This window comes from Microbacterium mcarthurae (assembly GCF_046064585.1).
Taxonomy (GTDB): Bacteria; Actinomycetota; Actinomycetes; order Actinomycetales; family Microbacteriaceae; genus Microbacterium; species Microbacterium mcarthurae.
Genome location: NZ_JAROCE010000006.1, coordinates 34,491 through 61,364 on the forward strand (window position 1 = coordinate 34,491; position 26,874 = coordinate 61,364).

The window sequence follows — 26,874 nt, forward strand, 5'->3', positions numbered from 1 at the left end:
CCGCTGCGTCGTCGAAGGAGAGAAGCATGGATGCCGCCCTGGCCGACCGTCTCGCCGCCGTCGACGCCCGGATCACCGAGGCCGCGCGCGGCGCGGGTCGCGACCCCGCCGAGATCACCCGCATCGTGGTGACGAAGTTCCACCCCGTGTCCCTCATCACCGATCTCTACGCCCTCGGCGTCCGCGACATCGGAGAGAACCGCCAGCAGGAGATCACGGCCAAGCGCCGTGAGCGGGAGCAGCTCGCCGACCTGCGCTGGCACTTCATCGGCCAGGCGCAGACGAACAAGGCGCGGGCGGTGCGCGCGGCATCCGACGTCGTCCATTCGGTGGATCGTCCGCGCATCGCGGACGCTCTGCACGCGGCGGCATCCGGAGACGTGCTCGACGTCCTGCTCCAGGTGAACCTGACGGACGACGCCGGCCGCGGCGGGGTCTCGCCCGCCGGTGTCGAGGGCCTTGCCGCTCACGTGCGGGAGCTCGACACGCTGCGCGTGCGCGGCGTCATGGCGGTGGCTCCGCTCGACGAGGAGCCCGCCCGCGCGTTCGAGAGATTGCGCGGGTGCGCGGATGCGGTGCGGCGGGTGGTGCCGGATGCGACGTGGATCTCCGCCGGCATGACGGGCGATTTCCCCGAGGCGATCGCGATGGGCGCGACACACCTGCGGATCGGCTCCGCAATCACGGGTCCGCGCCCCCCGCGCGACTAGCCTCGAAGCAGACGAGCGAACGGAGGATGCGATGTCGAACCCGCTCAAGAAGACGATGGTGTACCTGGGCCTCGCCGATGAGGAGGAGACCTATGAGGAGACCGCTCCGCAGCCGGTCGCGCGCAAGCAGAACGCGCAGCCCGCACCGGTCGAGAAGGCCGCTCCGGTGACCCCGCTGCACCGCCCGGCCGTGGTGCGTCAGCCCGCTCCGGGCCCGGTGAGCGAAATTCTCACGGTGCACCCCAAGCAGTACCGGGACGCGCAGACGATCGCCGAGAACTTCCGTGAGGGCATCCCGGTCATCATCAACCTGTCGCAGATGAGCGACGCCGACGCGCGCCGCCTGATCGACTTCGCGAGCGGCTTGTCGCTCGGTCTCTACGGCCGCATCGAGCGGGTCACGAGCAAGGTCTTCCTGCTCTCGCCCGAGAACATCGCCGTCTCCGGCGACGGTGCGATCGCGCAGGCCGATTCCGAGGCCGCGCCCTTCGCGTCCCAGTAATCGATCGTGGCCGTCCTGAGCCTGGTCGGCTCCATCCTCAGCGCGCTCCTGTTCATCTACATCGTCCTGCTGCTCGCGCGGTTGGTTCTCGAGTACATCCCGATGTTCAATCGCGAGTGGCGTCCGCGCGGCGCCATGCTGGTGGTGGCCGAGATCGTCTTCACCGTGACCGACCCGCCCATCCGCCTCCTCCGGCGGGTGATTCCGCCCCTGCGCATCGGCGGTATCGCGATCGATTTCGCGTTCGCGATCACGATGTTCGCGTGCTTCCTGCTCCTCAGCGTCACGCGGTCGCTCGCGGCCTTGTGACCTCCGGCCCAGCCGTCGCCCTTCGACACCGGAGAAGGGCGGCGGCTATGCTGTTCCGAAGCGGTGTGCCCCGGTGCGACACCCCCATAGTTCCGATTCAGAGCTCTCGAAAGAGGAAACACCATGGCACTGACCCCCGATGACGTCGTCACCAAGCAGTTCCAGCACGTGCGCTTCAAGGAGGGCTTCGACCCGGACGAGGTCGACGACTTCCTCGACGAGATCGTGGTCGAATGGCGCAAGACCATCGCCGAGAACGACGAGCTGAAGGCGAAGCTCGCCGCGTACGAGTCCGGCGAGTCCGCTCCCGCGGCCCCCGCCGCTGAGGCCGCCGAGACGCCGGAGCCCGTCGTCGCCGAGGTGCCGGCCGCGGCTCCCGCTGCGACCCCCTCCGCCGAGACCGATGCCGCTCCCGCGGCGCAGAGCGCCGGCATCATCGAGCTCGCGCAGCGTCTGCACGACGAGCACGTCGCCGAGGGCAAGGCCCAGCGCGACCAGCTCATCTCCGAGGCGCAGGCACAGGCGGCCTCGATCGTCGCCGAGGCCGAGAAGCAGGGTCGCGAAGAGCGCGCGCGTCTCGAGAAGGAGCGCACCACGCTCGAGGGCCGCATCACCGAGCTGCGCAACTTCGAGCGCGACTACCGCTCGCAGCTGCGGTCGTACATCGAGGGTCAGCTTCGCGACCTCGACACCGCCGGTTCGTCGTCGGGCTCCACGCCCGTCTCGGCGATCGGTCTGTAGGCCGACTCTTTGCGCAGTCGATCTCCTCTGCGTTCGGCGGCGGCCGGCGCCCTCATCGCGATCCTCGCGGCGACGGTGCTGGCCGCCGACCAGTTGGCGAAGATGGTCGCCATCGACAACCTCCCGCCGGAGCGCGTCGTGCCCGTCATCGGCGAGGCTCTGCAGTTCTACCTGGTTCGTAACCCCGGTGCGGCGTTCTCGCTGGGCGAGAGCGTCACCTGGATCTTCACGATCGCCCTCGCCGTCGTGGCCGGCATCATCGTGTACCTCGCCGTGGCGCGGGTGCGTTCGCGTCTCTGGGCCGTCGTGCTGGGGCTGCTCCTGGGGGGCGTGCTCGGTAATCTCACCGACCGTCTCTTCCGTGCTCCGGGCTTCCCCGTGGGACACGTCGTCGATTTCATCTCCACCCCGTGGATGATGCCCGCGATCTACAACGTGGCGGACATCTTCATCGTCTCCATGATGATCTCGGTCGCGCTGCTCGTGCTCTTCGGTCTCCGCCTCGACGGTACGCGCGAGACGCGCGCCTCCCGGTCCTCGGACGCGGCGCCGGACGACGCGGTCGAAGCGTCCGGCGATCCCGGCGCACGCTGACATGGATTCACGGAGCTTGCCCGTTCCCGACGGGCTCGAGGGGGCGCGTGTCGACCAGGCGCTGGCCAAGATGCTCGGCTTCTCGCGCACGTTCGCGGCGGAGGTGGCCGATGCCGGCGGCGTCACCGTCGACGGCCGCACGCTCGGACGTTCCGATCGCCTCCGCGCGGGGGAGTGGCTGAACGTCGAGTGGGAGCCGCGACGCGACCCCGAGGTCGTGCCGATGGCGGTACCCGATCTCGGCATCGTGTGGGACGACGACGAGATCGTCGTCGTCGACAAGCCGGCCGGCGTCGCCGCCCACCCGTCGGTGGGGTGGGAAGGGCCGACCGTGCTCGGGGCCCTCGCCGCCGCGGGGTTCCGCATCGCCACGAGCGGTGCTGCGGAGCGGCGGGGGATCGTGCATCGTCTCGACGTCGGGACGAGCGGCCTCATGGTCGTGGCCAAGACCGAGCGGGCCTACACCCTGCTCAAGGCGGCCTTCAAGGATCGCACCGTCGAGAAGATCTACCACGCCGTCGTCCAGGGGCACCCCGACCCGCTCGCCGGCACGATCGATGCGCCGATCGGGCGGCATCCGCACCACTCCTGGAAGTTCGCGGTCACTCCCGACGGCAAGGATTCGGTGACACACTACGAGACGCTCGAGGCGTTCCCGCGCGCTTCGCTCCTGGAGATACACCTCGAGACCGGCCGGACTCACCAGATCCGCGTGCACATGGCGGCTCATCGGCATCCGTGCGCCGGAGATCCGCTGTACGGTGCCGACCCCACGCTGTCGGCACGTCTGGGACTCACGCGCCAGTGGCTCCACGCCCACCGACTCGCCTTCGCCCATCCCGCGACGGGGGAGTGGTCGAGCTTCGAGTCGCCCTACCCGTCGGATCTGCAGCATGCCCTCGACGTGCTGCGCGAGGGTCTCTGACTCCGCGTCAGCGTCGGTTCTCGAACCTCGTCGGCCCCTCGGTCAGGGCGGCCCGCACGCGCGCGGTCATCTCGGCATCCAGCATCTCCTCGAACCGGTCGAGCGGATGCCAGCCGACTTCGGTCATCTCACCGTCGACTGGCCGTGGCTCGCCGTGCGTCCATGTGCACGCGAACGTCAGATCGAGATAGTCGCTCTGGTCGCCGTTGTCGTACGTGACGCGCGGGATCTGATGCACCCAGGCGAGGCGCTCGACGCGGATGAGGACGCCCGCCTCCTCCTCGGCCTCGCGGGCGGCGGCATCCGCGGGTTCCTCGCCCGGGTCGACGATGCCCGTGACGGGGGTGAGGCGCCCGTTGTCGCTGCGGCGGCCCAGCAGCAGGTCGTCGCCGCGCAGGATGACGGCGGTGACTCCGACGAGCGGGAGCGGGCGGGTGCCGATGTGGCGACGCAGTTCCAGGACGAAGTCGGGAGTGGGCACTCGCCCACGCTAACCCAGGCCGATGTCGGAGGAGGAACGTACACTCGACGGGTGGCAGCTGACTCCTTCGTTCACCTTCACGTGCACAGCGAGTACTCCATGCTCGACGGAGCCGCGCGCATCGGCCCCATGGTCCAGGAGGCCGTCAAGCTGGGCATGCCCGCGATCGCCGTCACCGACCACGGCAACACGTTCGCGGCGTTCGAGTTCTACAAGACCGCGAAGGATGCCGGGATCAAGCCGATCATCGGCATCGAGGCCTATGTCACTCCGGGCACGCATCGATCCGACAAGTCGCGCGTGCGGTGGGGCACGCCCGAGCAGAGCGACGACGACGTGTCCGGCGCCGGTGCCTACACGCACATGACGCTGCTGTCGCAGTCCACCGAGGGCATGCACAACCTCTTCCGCCTGTCGTCGAAGGCGAGCATGGAGGGGTACTACTTCAAGCCCCGCATGGATCGCGAGCTGCTCGAGAAGTACGGCAAGGGGCTCATCGCCACCACGGGGTGCCCCTCGGGCGAGGTGCAGACACGCCTTCGGCTCGGCCAGTACGACGCGGCGAAGGCGGCCGCCGCCGAGTTCCAGGACATCTTCGGCAAAGAGAACTACTTCGCCGAGATCATGGACCACGGCCTGTCGATCGAGCGGCGGGTGATGGGCGACCTGTTGAAGATCGCGAAAGAGCTCGACATCCCCCTCGTGGCCACGAACGATCTGCACTACACGCACCAGCACGATGCGACGAGTCACGCCGCGCTCCTGTGCGTGCAGTCGGGCTCGACTCTCGACGACCCGAAGCGGTTCAAGTTCGACGGCGACGGCTACTACGTCAAGTCCGCCGCCGAGATGCGACAGGTCTTCCGCGACCACCCCGAGGCGTGCGACAACACGCTGTTGATCGCCGAGCGGTGCGAGGTGGAGTTCAACACCTCGGCCAACTACATGCCGCGCTTCCCCGTCCCGCCGGGTGAGACCGAAGACAGCTGGCTCGTCAAAGAGGTCGAGAACGGTCTGCACGACCGATACCCCGGCGGTATCCCCGACGCGGTGCGCAAGCAGGCCGAGTACGAGACCGGCGTCATCCTGCAGATGGGCTTCCCCGGCTACTTCCTCGTCGTCGCCGACTTCATCAACTGGGCCAAAGACCACGGCATCCGCGTCGGGCCCGGTCGAGGATCGGGCGCCGGCTCGATGGTCGCGTACGCGATGAAGATCACCGACCTCGACCCGTTGCAGCACGGGCTCATCTTCGAGCGGTTCCTCAACCCCGACCGTGTGTCGATGCCCGACTTCGACGTCGACTTCGATGACCGCCGTCGTGGTGAGGTCATCCAGTACGTCACCGAGAAATACGGTGACGAGCGCGTGGCGCAGATCGTCACGTACGGCACGATCAAGGCGAAGCAGGCGCTCAAGGATGCCGGGCGTGTGCTCGGGTTCCCGTTCAGCATGGGCGAGAAGCTGACCAAGGCCATGCCGCCCGCCGTCATGGGCAAGGACATGCCGCTGGACGGCATGTTCAATCCGGAGCACCCCCGCTACAAGGAGGCGAGCGAGTTCCGCACGCTCATCGAGACCGATCCCGAGGCCAAGACGGTCTTCGACACCGCTCTCGGACTCGAGAACCTGAAGCGGCAGTGGGGCGTGCACGCAGCCGGCGTCATCATGTCGAGCGAGCCTCTCATCGACATCATCCCGATCATGCGGCGCGAGCAGGACGGGCAGATCGTCACGCAGTTCGACTACCCCGCGTGCGAGTCCCTCGGCCTGATCAAGATGGACTTCCTGGGGTTGCGCAACCTCACGATCATCAACGACGCCCTGGACAACATCGAGGCCAACCGCGGTCACCCCCTGGTTCTCGAAGACCTCGCGCTCGATGACACCGCCTCCTACGACCTGCTGTCACACGGTGACACGCTGGGTGTGTTCCAGCTCGACGGCGGACCCATGCGCTCGCTCCTGCGCCTGATGCGCCCCGACAACTTCGAGGACATCTCGGCGGTGCTGGCGCTGTACCGGCCCGGGCCGATGGGTGTGAACTCGCACATCAACTATGCGCTGCGAAAGAACAAGCAGCAGGAGATCGAGCCCATCCACCCCGAGCTCGAAGAGCCGCTGGCCGACATCCTCGACACCACCTACGGCCTGATCGTCTACCAGGAGCAGGTGATGGCGGTCGCGCAGCGCGTGGCCGGGTACACGCTGGGCCAGGCCGACCTGCTGCGGCGCGCGATGGGCAAGAAGAAGAAGTCCGAGCTCGACAAGCAGAAAGAGATCTTCTTCGGCGGCATGACCGAGCGCGGGTTCTCCGACGAAGCGCAGCAGACGCTGTGGAAGGTGCTCGAGTCGTTCGCCGACTACGCGTTCAACAAGGCCCACACGGCCGCCTACGGTCTCGTCTCCTACTGGACGGCGTACCTCAAGGCCCACTATCCCGCCGAGTACATGGCCGCACTGCTCACGAGCGTCGGCGACTCGAAAGACAAGATGGCCGTGTACCTCAACGAGTGCCGTCGCATGGGCATCCGCGTGCTGCCGCCGGACGTCAACGAGTCGATCCGATTCTTCGCGGCCGTCGGTGAAGACATTCGCTTCGGGCTCGGGGCGGTCCGCAACGTCGGCACCAACGTCGTCGACGGAATCGTCGCGGCGCGCCAGGAGGCGAAGTACACGTCGTTCCACGACTTCCTGTCCAAGGTGCCTCTGCACGTGGCGAACAAGCGCACCGTCGAGTCGCTCATCAAGGCCGGCGCCTTCGACTCCCTCGGTTCCACGCGCCGGGCGCTCGTCGAGATCCACGAGGACGCGTGCGAAGGCGCGGTGCTCGACAAGCGTCGCGAGGCGAACGGCGAAGTCGGCTTCGACTTCGATTCGCTGTGGGACGAGCCCCAGCAGGTCGCCAAGGTGCCCGAGCGCCCCGAGTGGACGAAGAAGGACAAGCTCGCCTTCGAGCGCGAAATGCTCGGACTCTACGTCTCCGACCACCCGCTGGCCGGGCTCGAGGTGCCGCTCGCCAAGCACGCCTCCACGTCGATTCACGACTTGCTGGCCTCCGACGACGTGCAGGACGGAGACCAGGTCACCGTCGCGGGCCTGCTCACCAGCGTCCAGCATCGGGTGGCGAAGCAGAGCGGCAACCCGTACGGCATGGTCACCGTCGAAGACTTCAACGGCGAGGTGACCGTGATGTTCATGGGCAAGACCTACGCCGAGTTCGCGCCCGTTCTCCAGGCCGATTCGATCCTGGTCGTGCGCGGCCGGGTATCGCGGCGCGATGACGGTCTCAACCTCCATGCGCAGTCCGCATTCGCGCCCGACCTCGAAGGTTTCGACGCCCTGAGCGGGTTGACGCTCGTCGTTCCCGAGCAGCGGGCGAACGAGGCGCTGGTGGGCGAACTCGCGCAGATGCTGCAGCGGCACGCCGGCGACACCGAGGTGACTCTCAAGCTGCACAAAGGCGGGACCGCCAAGGTTTTCGAGGTGCCCATGCCGGTGCGTGTGACCGCCGACCTGTTCGGAGAGCTCAAGGGACTGCTCGGCCCCAACTGCCTGGGCTGAGGCTCGACGCGGCTTGTCAACCCGGGGTCTCCCGGGGGGGCAGTGCGGCCAGTCTCACAGTGAAGACGGGTGCTCCGGCGCCCGAGGGAAAGGACCATCGTGACCGATCGCTACGACGACCGTTCCGCGCCTGAGGAAGGCGTGTCGGCAGAGGACGACACCGCGCGCTCCGCCGACGCGCACGCGCTCTTCGCGGGCCTGGATTCTCCTGACGAGGCGCACGGCGTGCGCTCCGCTTCCGACACGGGCGACATCGATCGTGACGCCGCCGACGCCCACGTGTCGGGACAGCAGCTCGACGCCCGCGCCCACGTCAACGCCCGTCGCTCGACGCACACAGAACTCCCCGACGCGGACGGCGACACGCGTGCGTCGGCACCGGGTATGGGCGACGCTCCGCAGTACGGCGTCGGGCCGTTCTCGGTCCGCGAGGTCGCTCTGCTGGGGATCTGGGCGGTGACGTTCCTCGTGTCGTTCTTCCCGCTCAACAACCTCCCGGCCAACGTCCGCGTTCTCGGCGGCGGGGCCAATGTGTGGCTCTCGGGCCTCTGGTGGATTCCCGCCGTCGCGCTGCCGACGGTCGCGGTGGGGCTCCTCGCCCTCCGCCGCCTTTCTCCCCAGGGGATCCGCCGGGTCGGCTCGCTGGGAATCGATCAGTTCGCCTCCGTGGCCTTCTCGGTCGCTGCTCTGGTGTGGGTCGCGTGGGTCTGGGACACCGTGTCGGTGGCCGTCGAGACGGGCATCTGGACGCGCACCTGGGTGGTGTGGGTCGGTGCGGTGTTCTCTCTGGCCGGTGTGGTGCTCACGGTATTCGCGCCGATCATCCCGCCTTTCGAGCAGGACTTCCAAGGTCGTCCCGAGGCTCCCGCCCACCGCAACGCGCGCCCGGTCCGCGCCGTCGTGAAGCGTCCCGCCCGCCCGCGGCCGGTGCGCACGGCTCCGGCGCACGATGAGCAGAAGGCGACGACCGCGGACGCGGCCGCCGACCGCGGCCCCGTCCCCGGCAGCTATACCGGATCCACCGACGTGCCCCACGGGACGCACGCCGAACCCGCCACATCGGTTCTGCCCACCCACGACGACACGCACGACACCGATGTGATCGTCGCGGGGAGCGATGCGGCATCCGCCGGTCCCACGGCCGAGCACGACGCACCGCGGCACCCTCAGCCGCAAGCGTTCTGGGCACTCGCCCCCACCGAGCGCGACGTCGTCGACGACTACGGCACGCCGATCTTCCGGATCGGACCGACCGCGTGGGCGCTGGTCATCGAGGACCGCGGCGAGACGTTCGTCATCCGACACGACGATGGGCGCATCGGTTATCTGCACGAGGTCGGCGGCGTCACGCGCGGCTGAGCGACGCCTGCGAGCCGCCCGCCGCACGGCGGGCGGCCCGCAGCGAACGATAGCCTTGACGAATGCTCCGCACCATCGATCTGCGCGGCCGCGTGCTCTCGCCGGCCGAGTTCCTCGCTGTCGTCCCTCGCGCCGACGCCGCCCGCGATGAGGCCCTCGCCACGGCGGCGCGCATCGTCGACGACGTCGCGCGTCGCGGGGAGGACGCACTGCGCGAGCAGGCGGCGACGTTCGACCGTGTGAGCGAGCACGAGATCGCCGTTCCGGCGTCACATCTCGACGAGGCACTCGCCCAGCTCGACCCGCGCATCCGAGCGGCGCTCGACGAAGCCATCCTCCGCGTGCGAGCCGCGTCCGCGGCTCAGGTGCCGGGACCCTCGGTCACCGAGCTAGGTCCTGGCGCGCGGGTCACGCAGCGCTGGCAGCCCGTGCGGCGGGTCGGCCTCTACGTTCCCGGCGGCAAGGCCGTATACCCCTCGAGCGTCGTGATGAACGTCGTCCCGGCCCAGGTCGCCGGTGTGCGAGAGGTCGCGCTCGCGTCGCCGCCGCAGGCGGAGTTCGACGGGCGCGTGCACCCCGTGATCCTGGCCGCGGCCCGCCTGCTGGGTGTGACCGAGGTGTACGCGATGGGCGGTGCCGGCGCCATCGGCGCCTTCGCCCACGGCATCCCCTCGCTCGGGCTCGACCCGGTCGACGTGGTGACCGGGCCCGGCAACAACTTCGTCGCCTCTGCGAAACGAGCCGTCGCGGGGCGCGTGGGCACGGACTCGGAAGCCGGCGCGACCGAGATCCTCATCGTCGCCGACGCCGCAGCCGACGCCCGTCTGATCGCGGCAGACCTCGTCAGTCAGGCCGAGCACGATGAGCAGGCCTCGGCCGTCCTCGTGACCGACGCCCCCGACCTCGCGGAGGCGGTGCGCGACGCGCTCGAGCCCCGTGTCGTCGACACCCGCCACACCGAGCGGGTCCGCGCCGCATTCGGCGGGCCGCAGTCAGCGATCGTGCTCGTCGACGACATCGCCCAGGCCACCGCCTTCAGTAACGCGTACGCGCCGGAGCACCTCGAGCTGCACCTGACCGATCCGCGTCCCGAGGACTACGTCAACGCGGGCGCGGTGTTCGTCGGTCCCTACACCCCCGTGAGCCTGGGCGACTATCTCGCCGGGAGCAATCACGTCCTCCCCACCGGCGGTCAGGCGCGGTACGGGGCGGGGCTGTCGGCCGCGACCTTCCTCCGCCCGCAGCAGGTCGTGGAGTACGACCGCGCGGCGTTGTCCGCGGTCCACGAGGCCATCGTGACCCTCGCCGATGCCGAGGCGCTCCCCGCGCACGGCGAGGCCGTCTCGGCGCGGTTCGCCGACTGATCGGGGTTTGCGATGCACTGTCCGTTCTGTCGAAACCCCGACTCCCGCGTCATCGACTCCCGCACGAGCGATGACGGCTTGAGCATCCGTCGTCGGCGCCAGTGCCCGAAGTGCGGCGGTCGTTTCTCGACCGTCGAGACCGCGAGCCTGAACGTCATCAAACGCTCCGGGGTCGTCGAGCCGTTCAGCCGCGAGAAGGTCATGTCGGGTGTGCGCAAGGCCTGTCAGGGTCGTCCGGTGACGGATGCCGATCTGGCCATGCTCGCGCAGCAGGTCGAAGAGTCCATCCGTCAAACGGGCTCGTCGCAGATCGAGGCGAACGAGATCGGTCTGTCCATCCTCGGACCCCTGCGCGAACTCGACGAGGTCGCCTACCTGCGTTTCGCCAGCGTCTACCAGGCGTTCGAGTCGCTCGACGACTTCGACGCCGCTATCGCTCAGCTGCGCGCCGATCACGCGGCACGAGCGACCCGACCCGTCGGCGCGGACGACGTCCAGTAGCCTGGCGGGGATGTATCCGCTTCTTTTCCGCACCGTTCTGCGTCGCCTCGACCCGGAGTTCGCGCACCACCTCGGTGCTCTCGTCATCCGTCTGGCGGGCGTGGGGCCGGTGGCATCCGTGGTGCGGGCGACGACGGCCCCGCCCGCTCCGCTGACGGTGCGAGCGCTGGGTCTCACGTTCGATTCCCCCTTCGGTGTCGCCGCCGGGTTCGACAAGAACGTCACGATGGTCCGCGGACTGCGGGCGCTCGGGTTCGGCCACGTCGAGGTGGGAACGGTGACGGCGCTGCCGCAGCCGGGCAACCCGAAGCCGCGCCTGTTCCGCCTCGTGGCGGACCGTGCGGTGATCAACCGGATGGGATTCAACAACGACGGCGCCCAGGTGGCTGCACGACGGCTGCGCGCGGTGCGCCGGTCCCGCCGACGGCCCGTCATCGGCGTCAACATCGGCAAGAGCAGGGCCGTGGCCGTCGAGGATGCCACGACCGACTACGTCCGCAGCGCCCGACTCCTGGCCCCGCTGGCCGATTATCTCGTCGTCAACGTCTCGTCGCCGAACACGCCCGGGCTCCGCGGTCTGCAGGCGGTGGAGACGCTGCGCCCCCTCCTGGCGGCGGTGCGTGAGGCGGCGGGCTCGACTCCGCTGCTGGTGAAGATCGCCCCCGACCTCGAGGACGGCGAGGTCGCGGACATCGCTCGGCTCGCCGTCGACGTGGGTCTCTCGGGGATCATCGCCACGAACACCACGATCGGACGCACCGGGCTGCGCACCCCCGACGCGGCGGTCGAAGCCGCCGGAGCCGGCGGGCTCTCGGGCGCCCCCTTGAAGCAGAGGGCGCTCGAGGTGCTCGACCTCGTGCGCGCCGCCGTGCCGGACGATTTCGTCGTCATCTCGGCCGGGGGAGTGGAGACCGCGGACGATGTGCGCGAGAGGCTCGCGCACGGTGCCACTCTCGTTCAGGGGTACACCGCGTTCCTCTACCGGGGTCCGTTCTGGGCGCGTCAGATCAACCGGGGGCTCGCCGCGCGTCGGTGACTCCCAGGGGCTCGTCGCTCGCGAGCGCGAGGGCAGGGGGCAACGCGCGCCGGAGCAGAGACCGTCGCGCACGAAAACGGCGGCGCCTCCCGAAGGAGACGCCGCCGTCGAGGGTTCCGGTGATCAGGCCGGGTACTGACCGCGCTTGACCTGAGCCTTGGGCAGTCGCATGAAGCGCATCTGGACGGTCCGCATCGCGGAGTACCACCCGAGCCCCTTCTCGACCTTGCCCTCGCCGAACTTGGCCTTGGCGGCCCGCTTGACGCGGATCGACGTGATGATCATGTCGCCGATGACGAACAGGATGAAGATCCACAGCGCGACGAACGACCAGTACTGGAAGAACCCGTTCGGGACGAGCGTGAGCACGATGACGAGGATCATGAACGGCATGACGCCTTCGCCCAGGTGCCAGCCGGCGTCGACGAAATCGCGGGCGAAGCGGCGCTGAGGACCCTTGTCGCGCACGGGGAGATACCGCTCGTCGCCGGCGGCCATGCCGACGCGGGCTTTCTCGCGCTGAGCGGCCAGCTCGGCACGGGCGCGGGCTTTGGCCTCTTTCGTGTCGGGCACCAGGGGACGCTTGCGCGCGGCCTCCTGCTCGGCCCGAGACGGCGTCGCGCGCCCCTTGCCCGAAGCGGTGACATCCGACGCGACGGGGGTGTCGTTGGGGACGGGGGCGGGGGACTTGGCCACGGGTAACCTCGAGAGCTCACTGGATCGGAGACTTAAGATTACCTGCATGACCCCTGACCTGTCCCGGCAGGATGCCGTGCGCGCCACCGCGTCCGCCGGCATCCCCGCAGCCCTCGCCGATCTCGGTGCGCTCGTGCGCATCCCCTCCATCGCCTGGCCGGCGTTCGACCAGAGCGGTGTGCAGCGCAGCGCCGACGCCGTCGCCGAACTCCTGCGCGGCACGGGCGTGTTCGAGCGTGTCGAGGTGGCGCGCGCGGCCACCGGCGACGGCGACGAACTCGGTCAGCCCGCGGTGCTGGCATCCCGGCCGGCGCGCAACGGACGGCCGACCGTCCTTCTCTATGCCCACCACGACGTGCAGCCCCCCGGTGACGACGCACTGTGGGATTCGCCGCCGTTCGAGCCGACGGTGCGGGACGGGCGCCTCTACGGTCGCGGCGCGGCCGACGACAAGGCGGGCATCATGGTCCACGTCGGCGCGATCCGCGCCCTCTCCGAGGCGCTCGGCGACGATCTCGACCTCGGCGTCGCCGTGTTCATCGAGGGCGAGGAGGAGTATGGCTCGCGCTCCTTCGCCCAGTTCCTCGTGGACCACGCCGACGTCCTCCGCTCCGATGTCATCGTGGTCGCCGACTCGGGCAACTGGGACGAGAAGACGCCCGGTCTGACCGTGTCCTTGCGCGGCAACGCGCGCTTCACCCTCACCGTCCGCACGCTCGCCCACGCGTCGCACTCGGGCATGATGGGCGGCGCGGTTCCGGATGCCATGCTCGCCACCGTCAAGCTCCTCTCCACGCTGTGGGATGACGACGGCGCCGTCGCCGTGGAGGGACTTCGCGTTCGGGACGCCGAGACGCCGCCCTACGACGAGGCAACCCTCCGTTCCGAGTCGGGGCTGCTCGACGGCGTCTCGCCGATCGGGCGCGACAGCATCCTCAGCCGCCTGTGGAACAAGCCCTCCGTCACGATCACGGGATGGGATGCCACGCCGGTGGAGTCCGCCTCGAACACCCTGGCTCCCGAGACGCGCGTTGTGATCAGCGCGCGAGTGGCGCCGGGGCAGTCCGCGACCGACGCGTTCGCCGCGATCCAGGCGCACCTGCGGGCCCACGCGCCGTTCGGGGCGCACCTGGACTTCTCCGACGTCGACTGCGGCGACGCGTTCCTCGTCGACACGGCCGGGTGGGCGGTCCACGACGCCCGTGCCGCCTTCGCTGACGGGTACGGCGTGGATGCCGTCGATGTCGGTGTCGGCGGGTCCATCCCCTTCATCGCCGACCTCGTCCGTGAGTTCCCCGGCGCGCAGATCCTCGTGACCGGTGTCGAGGACCCGCATTCGCGGGCACACAGTCCGAACGAGTCGCTGCACCTCGAGACCTTCCACAATGCGCTGGTCTCGGAGGCGCTGCTGTTGGAGCGGTTGAACCGCCGCACCGTCTGATCGAGGCCGCGGGGGCGAGGCGGGCGTAGAATCGACTCGTCCCCGCGACCGAACGACCCGAAGGGCCACGCCATGACCGACACGACACTGTCGTCCGACGCCGCCACCCGCGAGCACGGAGTCGCCCTCACCGACGCCGCCGCCGACAAGGTGAAGAGCCTGCTGTCCCAGGAAGGGCGCGACGACCTGCGTCTGCGCGTCGCCGTGCAGCCGGGCGGATGCTCCGGCCTGATCTACCAGCTCTACTTCGACGAGCGCTACCTCGACGGCGACAAGGTCGTCGACTTCGACGGCGTCGAGGTCATCGTCGACGACATGAGCGTCCCGTACCTGGACGGGGCCAGCATCGACTTCAAGGACACGATCTCGGAGCAGGGCTTCACGATCGACAACCCCAACGCGCAGGGCTCCTGCGCGTGCGGCGACAGCTTCCACTGACGCCTGCCACGACGCTCCGGCGCTCCGTTCGACAACCCCCGGGAACCACGGATCACACCGTTGAACCCGGGGGTTTTCGATGCTTCGGTGCTGGACGATTGGCCAGAGAACAGTAAGAGGTTGCTCTAGACTGTCGAGAGCAACATCCACGACCCGGAAAGGTGCACTGTGCCCTCCAAACGTCGCCTTCGTTGGGCAGCCGTCCCCGTCGGGATCGCTTCCGTCGCACTCTTGTCCGGCTGCACCACCTCGCAGCTGCACGGGTTCCTTCCGGGGTTCGTCGACGACGGAACGCCCGCGACGAACCACACCGACATGGTCGCCGGTCTGTGGGTGAACTCGTGGATCGTCCTGCTGGCGGTCGGTGTCATCACGTGGGGTCTGATGCTGTGGGCGGTCATCGCCTACCGTCGTCGCAAGGGGCAGTCCGGCCTTCCGGTTCAGCTGCGCTACAACATGCCGGTCGAGATCTTCTACACCGTCGTGCCCCTGATCCTCGTCGTGGGTTTCTTCGCCTTCACGGCCCGCGACCAGAACATCCTCGAGACGCAGTACGACGACCCCGAGGTGTCCATCACCGCGTACGGCAAGCAGTGGGCGTGGGACTTCCAGTACAACGGCGAGCGTGAGGACAACTCCGACGCCGTGTACTCCATGGGTGTGCAGGCCAACGCCACCGAGGACGGCTACGACCTCGATGACGTGCCGACGCTCTACCTGCCGGTCAACAAGACCGTGCAGATCGAGCTGCGGTCCCGTGACGTGATCCACTCGTTCTGGATCATCGACTTCCTCTACAAGAAAGACATGTACCTCGGTCGCGAGAACTTCTGGTCGTTCACCCCGACCCGCGAAGGAACGTACGAGGGCAAGTGCGCCGAGCTGTGCGGTGAGTACCACTCCGCCATGCTCTTCAACGTCAAGGTCGTGAGCGAGGCCGAGTACGAGGACTACCTCGACTCGTTGCGCGCCGCGGGCGACGTCGGCGACATCAGCGATCTGTCCCGCCTGCAGAACCTCAGCACGGGCACCGAAGGGAACGAGTGACCATGGCAACGACGCTTCCGCTTCAGGGGACGGGCCCTTCGCGTCCGACGACCCTGCCGCCCCGTCAAGCCGCTCTGCTCAGCAGCACCCGTGTGGAGCAGAAGGGCAACCTGGTCGTCAAGTGGATCACCTCCACCGACCACAAGACCATCGGGTACATGTACCTGATCTCCTCCGTGCTGTTCTTCATGCTCGGTGGCGTGATGGCGCTCATCATCCGTGCGGAGCTGTTCGAGCCCGGCATGCAGATCATCCCGACGAAAGAGCAGTACAACCAGCTCTTCACGATGCACGGCACGATCATGCTGCTGATGTTCGCGACGCCCCTGTTCGCCGGTTTCGCCAACGCGCTGCTGCCGCTGCAGATCGGTGCCCCCGACGTGGCGTTCCCGCGTCTGAACGCCTTCGCCTTCTGGCTCTTCCTGTTCGGGTCCACGATCGCCGTGTCGGGCTTCCTCACCCCGCAGGGTGCCGCCGGCTTCGGGTGGTTCGCCTATCAGCCCCTGGCTAACGCGAGCTTCTCCCCGGGCGTCGGAGGAAACCTCTGGATGCTCGGTCTGGGCATCAGCGGGTTCGGAACGATCCTCGGTGCCGTGAACTTCATCACGACGGTGCTGACGATGCGCGCCCCCGGCATGACGATGTGGCGGATGCCCATCTTCACGTGGAACACCCTCATCACGAGCATCCTGATCCTGCTCGCCTTCCCGGTGCTCGCTGCGGCGATCTTCGCCGCCGCCGCCGACCGCGTCCTGGGGGCACAGATCTACAACCCCGAGAACGGCGGAGTGCTCCTGTGGCAGCACCTGTTCTGGTTCTTCGGACACCCCGAGGTGTACATCATCGCGCTGCCGTTCTTCGGCATCGTGTCGGAGATCTTCCCCGTGTTCAGCCGCAAGCCGATCTTCGGCTACAAGACGCTGGTGTACGCCACGATCGCGATCGCGGCCCTGTCGGTGGCGGTGTGGGCGCACCACATGTACGTCACGGGCGGGGTGCTGCTGCCGTTCTTCGCGCTCATGACGATGCTGATCGCGGTCCCCACGGGCGTGAAGATCTTCAACTGGATCGGAACGCTGTGGCGCGGATCGGTCACCTTCGAGACGCCGATGGTGTTCGCGCTGGGCTTCCTGGTGTCGTTCGTCTTCGGTGGACTGACCGGTGTCATCCTGGCGTCGCCCCCTCTGGACTTCCACCTGTCCGACTCGTACTTCGTCGTCGCGCACTTCCACTACGTCGTCTTCGGCACCGTCGTGTTCGCGATGTTCGCGGGGTTCTACTTCTGGTGGCCGAAGTGGACCGGCAAGATGCTCAACGAGCGCCTCGGCATGGTGCACTTCTGGATGCTGTTCATCGGCTTCCACATGACCTTCCTCATCCAGCACTGGCTGGGCGTGGACGGCATGGTCCGCCGCTACGCGGATTACGCCGCCGCGGACGGCTTCACGTGGGGTAACCAGGTCTCGACCATCGGGTCCATGATCCTGGGCGCGTCGATGATCCCGTTCCTGCTCAACGTCTGGATCACCGCCCGCAAGGCGCCGCGCGTGACGGTGGACGACCCGTGGGGCTACGGCGCGTCGCTGGAGTGGGCGACCTCGTGCCCCCCGCCGCGGCACAACTTCACGTCGATCCCGCGTATCCGCAGCGAGCGTCCTGCCTTCGACCTGAACCACCCCGAGGCCGGTATTCCGGTCGGTGTGGGACCGGCGAAGGACGCCCCCGACACGCCCGTCGTCGACGCGGCCGCTGGAGAGGTCAAGTAAGTCATGCGTACCAATGTCGGACTGTGGTGGCTCCTCGCGGGCTTCGGATTCTTCATCGCCGCCGTGTACACCGTGTGGAGCCTTATCCAGCACGGTGGGGTGGAATGGGTGGGAACGGTCGCCCTCGTCTTCCTCGGCCTGATGTCGGCGATGATCGCCTTCTACATCGCTCGCGTGCTGAAGGCGCAGCGCGGTGAACTGCCCGAAGACTCGCTGACGGCCGATATCGACGACGGTGACCCCGAGATGGGCGAGTTCAGCCCGTGGTCGTGGTGGCCCATCGTTCTCGCCGGGTCCGCGGCCCTCGCCGCTGTCGGCCTCGCCGTGGGCAGCTGGCTCGTTCCCATCGCCTTCGGCGTCTTCGCGATCGCCATCGTCGGATGGGTCTACGAGTACTACCGCGGGTACTTCGCGCGCTGATCTCGTGCCCCTTCGGCTGAACACTTCCGCCGTCTCTGACGCCGGCGCCCACCGTCCCACCAATCAGGATGCCGCTTTCGCGGCGTCCTGGGGTGCGGCGGTGGCCGACGGCGTCGGGGGAGGGCCGTCGGGAGATCTCGCGTCGGCGGCTCTCGTGCATCGACTGGTGGCAACACGGGGCACCGGTCTCGACGCGGATGGTCTCCTGGTGCGCATCCGTGAAGCCAATTGGGACATCCGAGCCCATGTCGAGCGCGATCCGGCTCTGCAGGGAATGGCGACGACCTTCACCGGAGTGTTCCTCGGGACGGACTCCGAGCTGTTGCTCGCCCACACCGGTGATTCGCGGGCGTACCTGCTCCGGGACGGCGAGTTCTCCCGGCAGACGCGCGACGACTCGTACGTGCAGGCGCTCGTCGACCACGGCATCATCTCGCCGGAGGCTGCCGCCGCTCACCCCCGACGCAACATCATCACGGCGTCACTCGCCGGTTCGGAGGGGGACGTGGTGTCGGTCGCGTCCCACGCGCCGCAGCCCGGCGATCGATGGCTGCTGTGCAGCGACGGCTTGACCGATTACGTTCCCGAGACCGACGTCGCTCGGCTCGTCGCCGACGCTGTCGATCCGCGCTCCGCCGCCGCCGCTGCGGTGGGTCTGGCCCTGGACGCCGGCACGCGAGACAACGTGACCGTCGTCGTGTGCGATGTGGTCGATGATGACGCGCCGTCGGCCGAGCCCATCTTCTTCGGCTCGGCGGCACGGTGGTTCACCGAGGACGTGGAGACCGCCTGACAGGCGTGTCCTCGACGGATTCCTCTCGCGCGGTCCGCGCGAAGGCGTCGATGGCCTCCGTCGCGAAGCGTGCGCTCGTGGGGCCTCCGTGGCCGTCCTCCTCGACGATGACGAGGCGGCTTCCGGGCCACTCTCGCTGAAGTCGCCACGCGGTGAGGGACGGGCCGCTGATGTCTCTTCGTCCGTGCACGAGAACGCCGGGGATCCGTGCGAGCGCGTGCGCTCGGTGCAGGATCGCCCGGTCGCCCGGGAGGAAACAGTCTTGCGCCCAGAAGTGGGTCACGAGCGTGGCGAAGTTCACACGCTGGTGTGGATCCGGGTGCAGGGGACCCGGTTGAGCCAGAGGGCCGAGGGACACGTGCGTTGCCTCCCATGCGTCCCACTCGTCGGCGGCGCTGCGTCGCACCCGCGGGTCTGCATCGCGGAGGAGGCGCGCGTAGCCCTCGATCGTCCGCTCTTCCGGGTGGAGAGGAGCGCGCAGTCGCTCGTGCGCCTCGGGGAACACCGGCCGCATGCCGTCGGTGATCCAGTCGATCTCCCATCGGCTCCCCGTCGTCACCGCCATGGCGACGACCTCGGTGACACGGTCGGGGTGCTCGAGGGCGTAAGCGAGGGCGAGCGTCGATCCCCAGGACACACCGTGGACCAGCCAGGCGTCGATCGACAGATGGGCACGCAACGCCTCCAGATCGTCGATGAGGTGCGTCATCGTCTGCGTCGTCAGAGTAGCGAGGTCGTCACATGCCCACGGTGTACTAAGGCCACAGCCACGCTGATCCAGCCCCACGATGAGGTACAGCTCCGGATCGAACCGACGTCGGTACCCACCGCGTCCGAGCCCGCCTCCCGGCCCGCCGTGCAGATAAAGGGCCGGACGCCCTCGGGGATTGCCCGACGTCTCCCAGTACACGCGGGCGCCGTCGGGGCGGTCGAGATAGCCGGAGGCGAAGGGCTCGAGAGGGGGATGCGACACCGACGCATCCTACGTCAGCGGCGCAACCCTGTACGAGTCAGGGGCGCACGACCATCACGGTGCGGTCGAACACGCGCTCGCACGGCCCCTCGTCGTTCTCGTAGGGTTGGCCCTCACGCACCCAGTACTCGTACCCGCCGATCATCTCCCGTACGGCGAATCCGAGGCGGCTGAACGCGAGGGCACCCTTCTGGCCGGCGTTGCAGCCGGGGCTCCAGCAGTACACGACCACGGGCACGTCAGGATCGAGCTCTCGGGGCGCGCGCTCGGCGATCTGCTGGTAGGGCATATGGAGCGCTCCCGTGATCCGGCCTTGCGCCCACGCTTCATCGCCGCGCACATCGACCAGCACGAACCGTTCGCCCGCCTTCTGAGCCGCGTAGACGTCGGAGGGGTCGGTCTCGAGCTCGAGACGCCGGGAGAAGTAGTCTGCAGGGTTGGTCATGACCTCACAGTACGATCCTGCGATGCCGGCGGTGGAGTGGGCGGGATGCCACGCACAGGCACCATTCTGCCAATCAGCGGGGGAGCCGGGACCGTGTGTGCAGACGACGAAACCCCGGTGCCGAAGCACCGGGGTCTCGTCGTCTGGTTTACTCGCTCTTGTCGCGACGGGAGTCGTTCTGCTCGCCCAAACCCTTCGGCGCGGGGAACTCGACTTCGGCTCGCTCGCCGACGGCCATGTGGGGTCGCCCCTCGGCGTCCGCGCGAGCGTTGGCCCCGGCGATCTCGTCGGCCTCTTCGTGGTCGATGTGATCGAGTTCGTGGTGCTGGTGCGCCACCGCGGCGTCGAGCTCCGCCTGCGTCAGGGGCGTGAGGCGGTCCTCGAAGAACCAGCGCGACACCGACGCACGGAACTGCTGCAGGCCGGAGATCTGACCCTTGGCGTTGGGCCGCACCACGAGGGGCTCGTAGGTCTCGTTGTCGACCAGCTTCCACCGCTCGTACTCGTCGACCGGCTGGTGGACCTCGATGTACTCGCCACCGGGGAGGCGGACGATTCGACCGGACTCGTAGCCGTGCAGGGCGATCTCGCGGTCCTTCTTCTGCAGCGCGAGACAGATCCGCTTGGTGACGAAGTAGGCGATGATCGGGCCGAGGATGAGAAGGGCCTGCAGCGTGTGGATGACCCCTTCCATCGTCAGGCGGAAGTGCGTGGCCATGATGTCGGACGAGGCTGCTGCCCACATGACCGCGTAGAAGGTGACACCGGCGGCACCGATGGCGGTGCGCGTCGCCGCGTTGCGCGGACGCTGAGCGATGTGGTGCTCGCGCTTGTCGCCGGTGATCCACGCCTCGATGAAGGGGTAGATCATCACGATGACGATGAACAGACCCAGGATGCCGACCGGGATGATGATGTTCCACGACCACGTGTGGCCCCACAGGACGAACTCGAGGTGCGGCGGGATGAGGCGCAGCATGCCGTCGGCGAAGCCGATGTACCAGTCGGGCTGGGTACCGGCCGACACGGGAGACGGGTCGTAGGGCCCGTAGTTCCAGATGGGGTTGATCGTCACCAGTGCGGCGATCAGAACGATCACGCCGAACGTGATGAAGAAGAACCCGCCCATCTTGGAGGCGTAGACCGGGAGCATCGGGTAGCCCACGACGTTGCTGTTCGTGCGGGCGGGGCCGGCGAACTGCGTGTGCTTGTTGATGATCATCAACATCAGGTGCACCGCGAGCAGGGCGACCAGGATCGCGGGCAGCAACAGGATGTGCAGCGTGTAGAGGCGACCCACGATCGCGGTGCCCGGGAACTCGCCACCGAACAGGAGGAACGAGGTCCAGGTGCCGATCACGGGGAGGCCCTTGATCATGCCGTCGATGATGCGAAGGCCGTTGCCCGAGAGCAGGTCGTCGGGCAGCGAGTACCCCGTGAAGCCCTCGGCCATCGCGAGGATGAAGAGGATGAAGCCGACGACCCAGTTGAGCTCACGCGGCTTGCGGAAGGCGCCGGTGAAGAAGACGCGCAGCATGTGCACGCCGATGCCGGCCACGAAGACCAGTGCGGCCCAGTGGTGGATCTGCCGGACCAGCAGGCCGCCGCGCAGGTCGAACGAGATGTGCAGCGCGGACTCCATGGCCGCCGACATCGCGATACCGCGCATGGGCTCGTACGCACCGTTGTAGTGCGTCTCGACCATCGACGCCTGGAAGAAGAACGTCAGGAACGTGCCCGAGAGCAGAACGACGACGAAGCTCCACAGGGCGATCTCGCCCAGCATGAACGACCAGTGGTCGGGGAAGATCTTGCGTCCGAGTTCCTTGACGATGCCCGAGATGCTGGTGCGCTCATCGAGGTAGTTCGCCGCCGCGCCGACGAAACGGCCGCCGAGAGGCTTGCCGTTGAGGTCCGCCTTGGGGGGGCCCGAGTAGACCGCCGGTTCGGTGGTCACGTTCTCGGTGGGGTGGGTGGAGGTGCTCATGAGCGCTCCCAGAAGCTGGGGCCGACGGGCTCCTGGAAGTCACTCTGCGCGACGAGGTATCCCTCGGCGTCGACGGTGATCGGGAGCTGCGGCAGGGGACGGGCGGCCGGGCCGAAGATGACGGCCGCTCCGTTGGCGACGTCGAACTGCGACTGGTGGCAGGGGCACAGGAGGTGGTGGGTCTGCTGCTCGTACAAGGCGACGGGGCAGCCGACGTGCGTGCAGACCTTGGAGTAGGCGACGATGCCGTCGTACGTCCAGTCCATCCGGTTGGTGTCGGGGTTCAGCTGCTCGGGCTGCAGACGCATGAGCAGAACGATCGCCTTGGCCTTCTCTTCGAGGTAGCCCTCGTCGTGACCGAGACCGGCGAGTTCTTCCGGGATGACGTGGAAGGCGGAGCCGAGGGTGACGTCCGCGGCACGGATCGGCCGGCCCGAGGGGTCGTGCGCGAGACGCATGCCTCCCTCCCACATGGTGTGGCGGAGGAGGGCGACCGGATCCTGATCCTGCGGAGCGAGACCGCGGAACAGCGTGATACCGGGGATGACGGAGGCGACCAGAGCGGCGAACAGCGAGTTACGGATGATCTCGCGCCGACCGAATCCGGAGTCCTTGTCGGCCTCGACGAACACGTTGACCGCGCCTTCGCGGGTGGTGTCGCGCCCACGGGTGGCGTGACGGTCCTCGATGTGCTCCTTGTCGGCCATGACGGCCTTGGACCAGTGGATCGCGCCGATACCGATGGCCAGCAGCGCGAATCCGATGCCGAGCCCCACGAAGAGGTTGTTGTAGCGGATGTCGATCAGCGCGCCCGACTCGATCGGGAAGATCATGTAGGCGATGCTGGCCCAGATGCTGGCGGCGACCGAGAAGTAGAACAGCGTGTAGATCGTGCGGACCGCACGCTTCATCGCTTGCGGATCCTGGTCGGTTGCGCGCTGGCGGTGCTCCGGAAGACCCGGGTTCTGCACGGGGTCGGGAACCGCGACGGCGAGCCCGGCGGAGGGCTTCCATGAAGCCCTCTCGTGCTCGAGTGCGTCTTCCTCGTGTGCCATGGTGCTCCTCGTACGTTACGTAATGTCGATGACGACGATCAGTTGGACTTCGCCGCGATCCACACGGTGAGCGCGACGAGCGCTCCGATGCCGAAGACCCAGATGAACAGACCCTCCGAGACCGGGCCGAGCGACCCGAGCGAGAACCCGCCGGGGGATTCGCTCTTCTGGAGGTACATCAGGTAGGAAATGACGTCGCGCTTGTCTTCAGGAGTCAGGTTCAGGTCGTTGAAGACCGGCATGTTCTGCGGACCGGTGACCATGGCGGCGTACATGTTGACCGGGGTCACGGTCTGCAGACCGGGCGCCCACTTGCCTTCCGTGAGGGCGCCGCCGGCGCCGGCCACGTTGTGGCACATCGCGCAGTTGATGCGGAAAAGCTCGGCGCCGTGCGAGAGGTCTCCTTCGCCGTCGACGATGTCGTCGGTCGGGTAGGTGGGCCCGGGAGCCGAGGCCTGCACGTACGCGGCGAGGGCGTTGATCTGCTCCTCGGTGAACTGGACCGGCTTCTGGGGAGCCTGCGGTCCCTGCGCCTGCAGCGGCATGCGTCCGGTCGACACCTGGAAGTGGACGGAGAGCTCACCGACGCCGAAGAGCGACGGGCCCTGTTCGCTGCCCTGCAGGTCGAGCCCGTGACAGGTGGCGCAGTTGGCCTGGAACAGCTTCTCGCCCTCTTCGACCGTGCTGGCCGAGTTGGACGCGCTCGTCGGCGTGTCCGTCGCGGCCATCGCCGCGGACGCACCGGCGTACGCGCCACCGGTGAGGAGCAGGCCGATGCCGATCAATGCGGCGGCGGCCAGGGGACTGCGGCGTCCGTTCGAGCGACGCGGCTTCTTCTCTCGTGCCATGAGGGGTGCAGCTCTCTTACTTCAGGAAGTAGATGACGAAGAACAGCGCGATCCAGACGACGTCGACGAAGTGCCAGTAGTAGGACACGACGATCGAGGTGGTCATCTCTTTGCGACCGAAGTTCTTCACGGCGTACGCGCGGCCGATGACGAGGAGGAAGGCGATGAGGCCACCCGTCACGTGCAGGGCGTGGAAGCCGGTGGTCAGGTAGAAGGCCGAGGCGTAGGGGTTGGCGCTGATGGGCAAGCCTTCGGCCACCAGGGTCGCGTACTCCCACACCTGGCCCGACACGAAGATCGCGCCGAGGATGAAGGTGAGGTAGAACCACTCCACCATGCCCCACTTGGCCAGACCGGTGCGCTTGCCGGTGCGGTACGGCTGGTACCGCTCGGCGGCGAACACGCCCATCTGGCACGTGACCGAGGACAGCACGAGAATGATCGTGTTGACGGTCGCGAAGGGGACGTTGAGCAGCTGCGTCTCTTCGGCCCACAGGGGCGCGGACGTGCTGCGCAGAGTGAAGTAGATCGCGAAAAGGCCGGCGAAGAACATGACTTCGCTGCCCAGCCACACGATGGTGCCGACAGCGACCGGGTCGGGCCGCTTCACGGCACGCACGGCCTGGGAATACGTCGCTGGGGTCGTCACCATCCCATTATGCGCGATCCGACGGCGCGATATTCCCATCTCCGGCTGAAGATATTCCATCGTCGAGACTTAGGGAAGCCTAAGAATTCGCAAGGAATCCCCGGTGCGGAACGGGTTCGCCCGCGGCCGTCATCGGCGCGGCGCGACACGGTCGGTGTGGAAGGATCGTCGCATGGCGGAACGCTTCACCTGGCCCGATCTGCTCACCTCCCTGCTGCAGGACCGCGACCTCAGCGTGTCGGAGTCGACCTGGGCGATGCGTCGCGTGATGTCGGGGGAGGCCACTCCCTCTCAACTGGCCGGATTCCTGGTCGCCCTCCGGGCGAAGGGGGAGACGGTCGAAGAGATCGTGGGCTTCCGCGACGCGATCCTGGAGGCGGCCGTTCCGCTTCCCGTGCGCGCCGAAGTGCTCGACATCGTCGGCACCGGAGGCGACCGCTACGGCACGGTGAACGTGTCGACGATGGCAGCGGTCGTCGCTGCGGCATCCGGCGTCCCGGTGGTCAAGCACGGCAACCGCGCCGCCAGCTCGGCATCCGGGTCCTCGGACGTGCTGTCGTCGCTGGGCATCGCGTTGACCCTCGACCCGGACGCGGTCGCCGAGACTCTCGAGCGCACCGGCATCACGTTCGCTTTCGCCGCCGCTTTTCACCCGGGGTTCCGTCACGCGGCGGCGACGCGGTCGGAGCTCGGCGTGCCCACGGTGTTCAACTTCCTCGGACCGTTGTGCAATCCCGCCCGGGCTGAGGCCAACGCCGTCGGCGTCGCGCACCTCGACCGTGTCCCGCTCATCACGGGCGTCTTCCGCACCCGCGGAGCCACGGCGCTGGTGTTCCGCGGCGACGACGGACTCGACGAACTCACGACGACCGGGCACAGCAGGGTGTGGGAGATCAGCCGCGGCGACGTCCACGAGCACGACCTGGATCCCCGCGATCTCGGCATCCCGCTCGCCGACATGGACGATCTGCTCGGTGGCACGCCCGACCACAACGCCGAGGTGGTGCGGCGGACGCTCGCGGGCGAGACCGGCGCCGTGCGCGACATCGTTCTGCTCAACGCAGCGGCCGGACTCGTGTCGTACCGCTTGTTCCGGGATGCCACCGAGGTGCAGCGCCCGATCCTCGAGCGCCTCGCGGAAGCGATGTCCGACGCGGCCAGCGCCGTCGACGACGGACGCGCGCTGGCGAAGCTCGACGCGTGGGTGGACACGACACGGCAGCTGGCGGACTGATCGTGCACCCGCTCGACGCGCTCACCGAGATCGCGTATCTGCTCGAGCGGGAGAGGTCGTCGCGGTACAAGTCGAAGGCGTTCCGCACCGCGGCGGCCGCGATCGAGGGGCTGGGCGACGCCGAGCTGCGTGATCCGGGCCTTCGCCGTCGCCCCGGCATCGGTGATTCCACGTTCGCGGTCATCCGCGAGGCCCTCGAGGGCGGCGTGCCGCAACGGCTGGCCGCGTTGCGCGCGGCGGCAGGGCTCGACGGCGGAGGGGAGTTGCGGTCGGCGCTGCGCGGAGACCTGCACAGCCACAGCGATTGGTCCGACGGGCTGACGCCGATCGAACCGCTGGTGGACGCCGCCCGGCGGCTGGGGCACGAGTACCTCGCCCTGACCGATCATTCGCCGCGGCTCACGGTCGCGAACGGTCTCTCCCCGGAACGACTGCGGGCGCAGCTCGAGGTCGTTCGTGGATTCTCCGACGACGCCTTCACCCTGCTCACGGGCATCGAAGTCGACATCTTGGACGACGGCGGTCTGGATCAGGAGGATGCACTGCTGCGCGAGCTCGAAGTGGTCGTGGCATCCGTTCATTCGAAGCTGCGCATGGAGGCGCCCGCGATGACGCGGCGTCTCGTCGCGGCCGCGAGCGACCCCCGCGTCGACGTGCTCGGACACGTCACCGGCCGGCTCGTCGAGGGCTCCCGGGGGACGCGTCCGCCGTCGGAATTCGACGCGCGCGCCGTCTTCGCGGCGTGCGCGGCGTCGGGCGTCGCTGTCGAGATCAACGCGCGTCCGGAGCGGCAGGACCCGCCCGACGACCTCCTCGCGCTGGCCCTCGCGGAGGGCTGCGTGTTCTCGATCGATTCCGATGCCCACGCCCCCGGTCAGCTGTCGCTGCTCGACTACGGGGCCGCGCGTGCGGAGGCCATGGGCGTCCCGGCGGATCGCATCGTCACGACGTGGCCGCTGCCGCGCCTGCGGGAGTGGCTCACCCGCGAGCGCTGAT

General features: G+C 68.2%; 27 protein-coding genes. 19 read left to right on the top strand and 8 right to left on the bottom strand.

Features of this window, described 5'->3' with window-relative positions; genetic code table 11:
* Nucleotides 1-26: 26 nt before the first annotated feature.
* From P5G46_RS14615 to P5G46_RS14640, 6 genes are all read left to right on the top strand, one after another.
* A complete protein-coding gene (locus P5G46_RS14615) occupies nt 27-710 on the top strand; it encodes a YggS family pyridoxal phosphate-dependent enzyme (RefSeq protein WP_239276456.1) in 684 nt (227 codons plus the stop codon).
* Between the two features lie 31 nt (nt 711-741).
* Nucleotides 742-1,212, top strand: a complete 471-nt coding sequence (locus P5G46_RS14620; protein ID WP_239276457.1) for a cell division protein SepF — start codon at nt 742-744, stop codon at nt 1,210-1,212.
* A gap of 6 nt (nt 1,213-1,218) precedes the next feature.
* Nucleotides 1,219-1,521, top strand: a complete 303-nt coding sequence (locus P5G46_RS14625) for a YggT family protein (protein ID WP_239276458.1) — start codon at nt 1,219-1,221, stop codon at nt 1,519-1,521.
* Nucleotides 1,522-1,644: 123 nt separating this feature from the next.
* Complete coding sequence (locus tag P5G46_RS14630; RefSeq protein WP_239276459.1) at nt 1,645-2,262, top strand: DivIVA domain-containing protein; 618 nt, start codon at nt 1,645-1,647, stop codon at nt 2,260-2,262.
* 9 nt (nt 2,263-2,271) lie between these two features.
* Complete coding sequence (gene lspA, locus P5G46_RS14635; protein ID WP_239276460.1) at nt 2,272-2,856, top strand: signal peptidase II; 585 nt, start codon at nt 2,272-2,274, stop codon at nt 2,854-2,856.
* Nucleotide 2,857: 1 nt separating this feature from the next.
* On the top strand, nt 2,858-3,781 hold the full coding sequence (locus P5G46_RS14640; RefSeq protein WP_239276461.1) for an RluA family pseudouridine synthase: 924 nt from the start codon (nt 2,858-2,860) through the stop codon (nt 3,779-3,781).
* A 7-nt stretch (nt 3,782-3,788) separates the two neighbouring features.
* On the opposite strand, the gene P5G46_RS14645 is transcribed toward P5G46_RS14640, so the two are convergent.
* Nucleotides 3,789-4,262 carry an NUDIX domain-containing protein gene (locus P5G46_RS14645; RefSeq protein WP_239276462.1) on the bottom strand — a complete coding sequence of 158 codons (474 nt, stop codon included), beginning with the start codon at nt 4,260-4,262 and terminating at the stop codon, nt 3,789-3,791.
* Nucleotides 4,263-4,361: 99 nt separating this feature from the next.
* Between P5G46_RS14645 and dnaE the strand changes: the two genes are divergently transcribed.
* From dnaE to P5G46_RS14670, 5 genes are all read left to right on the top strand, one after another.
* Entirely contained in the window at nt 4,362-7,826 is a 3,465-nt protein-coding gene (gene dnaE, locus P5G46_RS14650) for a DNA polymerase III subunit alpha (protein ID WP_408905979.1), read from the top strand.
* Nucleotides 7,827-7,925: 99 nt separating this feature from the next.
* Nucleotides 7,926-9,185: a hypothetical protein gene (locus P5G46_RS14655; RefSeq protein ID WP_239276463.1), complete on the top strand. Its 1,260-nt coding sequence runs from the start codon at nt 7,926-7,928 to the stop codon at nt 9,183-9,185.
* A 62-nt stretch (nt 9,186-9,247) separates the two neighbouring features.
* Nucleotides 9,248-10,549 carry a histidinol dehydrogenase gene (gene hisD, locus P5G46_RS14660; RefSeq protein WP_239276464.1) on the top strand — a complete coding sequence of 434 codons (1,302 nt, stop codon included), beginning with the start codon at nt 9,248-9,250 and terminating at the stop codon, nt 10,547-10,549.
* Nucleotides 10,550-10,561: 12 nt separating this feature from the next.
* Nucleotides 10,562-11,050 (top strand): transcriptional regulator NrdR, encoded by a 489-nt coding sequence (gene nrdR, locus P5G46_RS14665; RefSeq protein ID WP_239276465.1) that lies wholly within the window; start codon nt 10,562-10,564, stop codon nt 11,048-11,050.
* Between the two features lie 10 nt (nt 11,051-11,060).
* Nucleotides 11,061-12,086, top strand: coding sequence for a quinone-dependent dihydroorotate dehydrogenase (locus P5G46_RS14670; RefSeq protein WP_239276466.1), 1,026 nt, complete (start codon nt 11,061-11,063; stop codon nt 12,084-12,086).
* Between the two features lie 123 nt (nt 12,087-12,209).
* Here P5G46_RS14670 and P5G46_RS14675 read toward each other — a convergent pair whose 3' ends face one another.
* Complete coding sequence (locus tag P5G46_RS14675; protein WP_239276467.1) at nt 12,210-12,782, bottom strand: DUF3043 domain-containing protein; 573 nt, start codon at nt 12,780-12,782, stop codon at nt 12,210-12,212.
* 46 nt (nt 12,783-12,828) lie between these two features.
* On the opposite strand from P5G46_RS14675, the gene P5G46_RS14680 reads away from it, so the two are divergent.
* The 6 genes from P5G46_RS14680 (at nt 12,829) to P5G46_RS14705 (ending at nt 18,687) form a co-directional block, all read left to right on the top strand.
* Complete coding sequence (locus tag P5G46_RS14680; protein WP_375096009.1) at nt 12,829-14,223, top strand: dipeptidase; 1,395 nt, start codon at nt 12,829-12,831, stop codon at nt 14,221-14,223.
* A gap of 72 nt (nt 14,224-14,295) precedes the next feature.
* A complete protein-coding gene (gene erpA / locus P5G46_RS14685; RefSeq protein ID WP_239276470.1) occupies nt 14,296-14,661 on the top strand; it encodes an iron-sulfur cluster insertion protein ErpA in 366 nt (121 codons plus the stop codon).
* A gap of 168 nt (nt 14,662-14,829) precedes the next feature.
* On the top strand, nt 14,830-15,708 hold the full coding sequence (gene ctaC, locus P5G46_RS14690) for an aa3-type cytochrome oxidase subunit II (protein ID WP_239276472.1): 879 nt from the start codon (nt 14,830-14,832) through the stop codon (nt 15,706-15,708).
* Nucleotides 15,709-15,710: 2 nt separating this feature from the next.
* Entirely contained in the window at nt 15,711-17,474 is a 1,764-nt protein-coding gene (gene ctaD / locus P5G46_RS14695) for an aa3-type cytochrome oxidase subunit I (protein WP_239276473.1), read from the top strand.
* 3 nt (nt 17,475-17,477) lie between these two features.
* Entirely contained in the window at nt 17,478-17,894 is a 417-nt protein-coding gene (locus P5G46_RS14700; RefSeq protein WP_239276475.1) for a cytochrome c oxidase subunit 4, read from the top strand.
* Between the two features lie 4 nt (nt 17,895-17,898).
* Nucleotides 17,899-18,687 (top strand): PP2C family protein-serine/threonine phosphatase, encoded by a 789-nt coding sequence (locus P5G46_RS14705; protein ID WP_239276476.1) that lies wholly within the window; start codon nt 17,899-17,901, stop codon nt 18,685-18,687.
* Here the strand turns inward: P5G46_RS14705 and P5G46_RS14710 are convergent.
* The 6 genes from P5G46_RS14710 to ctaE all read right to left on the bottom strand — a co-directional run bounded on the left by P5G46_RS14710 (nt 18,662) and on the right by ctaE (nt 24,647).
* Nucleotides 18,662-19,660, bottom strand: a complete 999-nt coding sequence (locus tag P5G46_RS14710; protein ID WP_239276477.1) for an alpha/beta fold hydrolase — start codon at nt 19,658-19,660, stop codon at nt 18,662-18,664. The two genes, P5G46_RS14705 and P5G46_RS14710, sit on opposite strands and share 26 nt — an antisense overlap.
* Nucleotides 19,661-19,697: 37 nt before the next feature.
* Complete coding sequence (locus P5G46_RS14715; RefSeq protein ID WP_375096007.1) at nt 19,698-20,105, bottom strand: rhodanese-like domain-containing protein; 408 nt, start codon at nt 20,103-20,105, stop codon at nt 19,698-19,700.
* A gap of 148 nt (nt 20,106-20,253) precedes the next feature.
* Complete coding sequence (gene qcrB / locus P5G46_RS14720; RefSeq protein ID WP_239276480.1) at nt 20,254-22,092, bottom strand: cytochrome bc1 complex cytochrome b subunit; 1,839 nt, start codon at nt 22,090-22,092, stop codon at nt 20,254-20,256.
* On the bottom strand, nt 22,089-23,147 hold the full coding sequence (gene qcrA, locus P5G46_RS14725) for a cytochrome bc1 complex Rieske iron-sulfur subunit (RefSeq protein WP_239276481.1): 1,059 nt from the start codon (nt 23,145-23,147) through the stop codon (nt 22,089-22,091). The genes qcrB and qcrA overlap by 4 nt, the downstream gene beginning before the upstream one ends.
* A 38-nt stretch (nt 23,148-23,185) precedes the next feature.
* A complete protein-coding gene (gene qcrC / locus P5G46_RS14730; protein ID WP_239276482.1) occupies nt 23,186-23,995 on the bottom strand; it encodes a cytochrome bc1 complex diheme cytochrome c subunit in 810 nt (269 codons plus the stop codon).
* A gap of 16 nt (nt 23,996-24,011) precedes the next feature.
* A complete protein-coding gene (gene ctaE / locus P5G46_RS14735; RefSeq protein WP_228163848.1) occupies nt 24,012-24,647 on the bottom strand; it encodes an aa3-type cytochrome oxidase subunit III in 636 nt (211 codons plus the stop codon).
* Between the two features lie 169 nt (nt 24,648-24,816).
* Here ctaE and trpD point away from each other — a divergent pair, with 169 nt between their 5' ends.
* The gene (trpD, locus tag P5G46_RS14740; protein ID WP_408905960.1) at nt 24,817-25,878 is read left to right on the top strand and encodes an anthranilate phosphoribosyltransferase; all 1,062 of its coding nucleotides are present in this window, start codon (nt 24,817-24,819) and stop codon (nt 25,876-25,878) included.
* Nucleotides 25,879-25,880: 2 nt separating this feature from the next.
* Complete coding sequence (locus P5G46_RS14745; RefSeq protein ID WP_408905980.1) at nt 25,881-26,873, top strand: PHP domain-containing protein; 993 nt, start codon at nt 25,881-25,883, stop codon at nt 26,871-26,873.
* Nucleotide 26,874: the final 1 nt, after the last annotated feature.

What these genes read in the sequence shown, in the direction of transcription:
- P5G46_RS14615 (WP_239276456.1), top strand. Translation starts at nt 27, where the DNA reads ATGGATGCCGCCCTGGCCGACCGTCTCGCCGCCGTCGACGCCCGGATC.
- P5G46_RS14620 (WP_239276457.1), top strand. Translation starts at nt 742, where the DNA reads ATGTCGAACCCGCTCAAGAAGACGATGGTGTACCTGGGCCTCGCCGAT.
- P5G46_RS14630 (WP_239276459.1), top strand. Translation starts at nt 1,645, where the DNA reads ATGGCACTGACCCCCGATGACGTCGTCACCAAGCAGTTCCAGCACGTG.
- P5G46_RS14640 (WP_239276461.1), top strand. Translation starts at nt 2,858, where the DNA reads ATGGATTCACGGAGCTTGCCCGTTCCCGACGGGCTCGAGGGGGCGCGT.
- dnaE (WP_408905979.1), top strand. Translation starts at nt 4,362, where the DNA reads ATGCTCGACGGAGCCGCGCGCATCGGCCCCATGGTCCAGGAGGCCGTC.
- hisD (WP_239276464.1), top strand. Translation starts at nt 9,248, where the DNA reads ATGCTCCGCACCATCGATCTGCGCGGCCGCGTGCTCTCGCCGGCCGAG.
- nrdR (WP_239276465.1), top strand. Translation starts at nt 10,562, where the DNA reads ATGCACTGTCCGTTCTGTCGAAACCCCGACTCCCGCGTCATCGACTCC.
- P5G46_RS14670 (WP_239276466.1), top strand. Translation starts at nt 11,061, where the DNA reads ATGTATCCGCTTCTTTTCCGCACCGTTCTGCGTCGCCTCGACCCGGAG.
- P5G46_RS14680 (WP_375096009.1), top strand. Translation starts at nt 12,829, where the DNA reads ATGACCCCTGACCTGTCCCGGCAGGATGCCGTGCGCGCCACCGCGTCC.
- erpA (WP_239276470.1), top strand. Translation starts at nt 14,296, where the DNA reads ATGACCGACACGACACTGTCGTCCGACGCCGCCACCCGCGAGCACGGA.
- ctaD (WP_239276473.1), top strand. Translation starts at nt 15,711, where the DNA reads ATGGCAACGACGCTTCCGCTTCAGGGGACGGGCCCTTCGCGTCCGACG.
- P5G46_RS14700 (WP_239276475.1), top strand. Translation starts at nt 17,478, where the DNA reads ATGCGTACCAATGTCGGACTGTGGTGGCTCCTCGCGGGCTTCGGATTC.
- P5G46_RS14715 (WP_375096007.1), bottom strand. Translation starts at nt 20,105, where the DNA reads ATGACCAACCCTGCAGACTACTTCTCCCGGCGTCTCGAGCTCGAGACC.
- qcrB (WP_239276480.1), bottom strand. Translation starts at nt 22,092, where the DNA reads ATGAGCACCTCCACCCACCCCACCGAGAACGTGACCACCGAACCGGCG.
- qcrA (WP_239276481.1), bottom strand. Translation starts at nt 23,147, where the DNA reads ATGGCACACGAGGAAGACGCACTCGAGCACGAGAGGGCTTCATGGAAG.
- qcrC (WP_239276482.1), bottom strand. Translation starts at nt 23,995, where the DNA reads ATGGCACGAGAGAAGAAGCCGCGTCGCTCGAACGGACGCCGCAGTCCC.
- ctaE (WP_228163848.1), bottom strand. Translation starts at nt 24,647, where the DNA reads ATGGTGACGACCCCAGCGACGTATTCCCAGGCCGTGCGTGCCGTGAAG.
- trpD (WP_408905960.1), top strand. Translation starts at nt 24,817, where the DNA reads ATGGCGGAACGCTTCACCTGGCCCGATCTGCTCACCTCCCTGCTGCAG.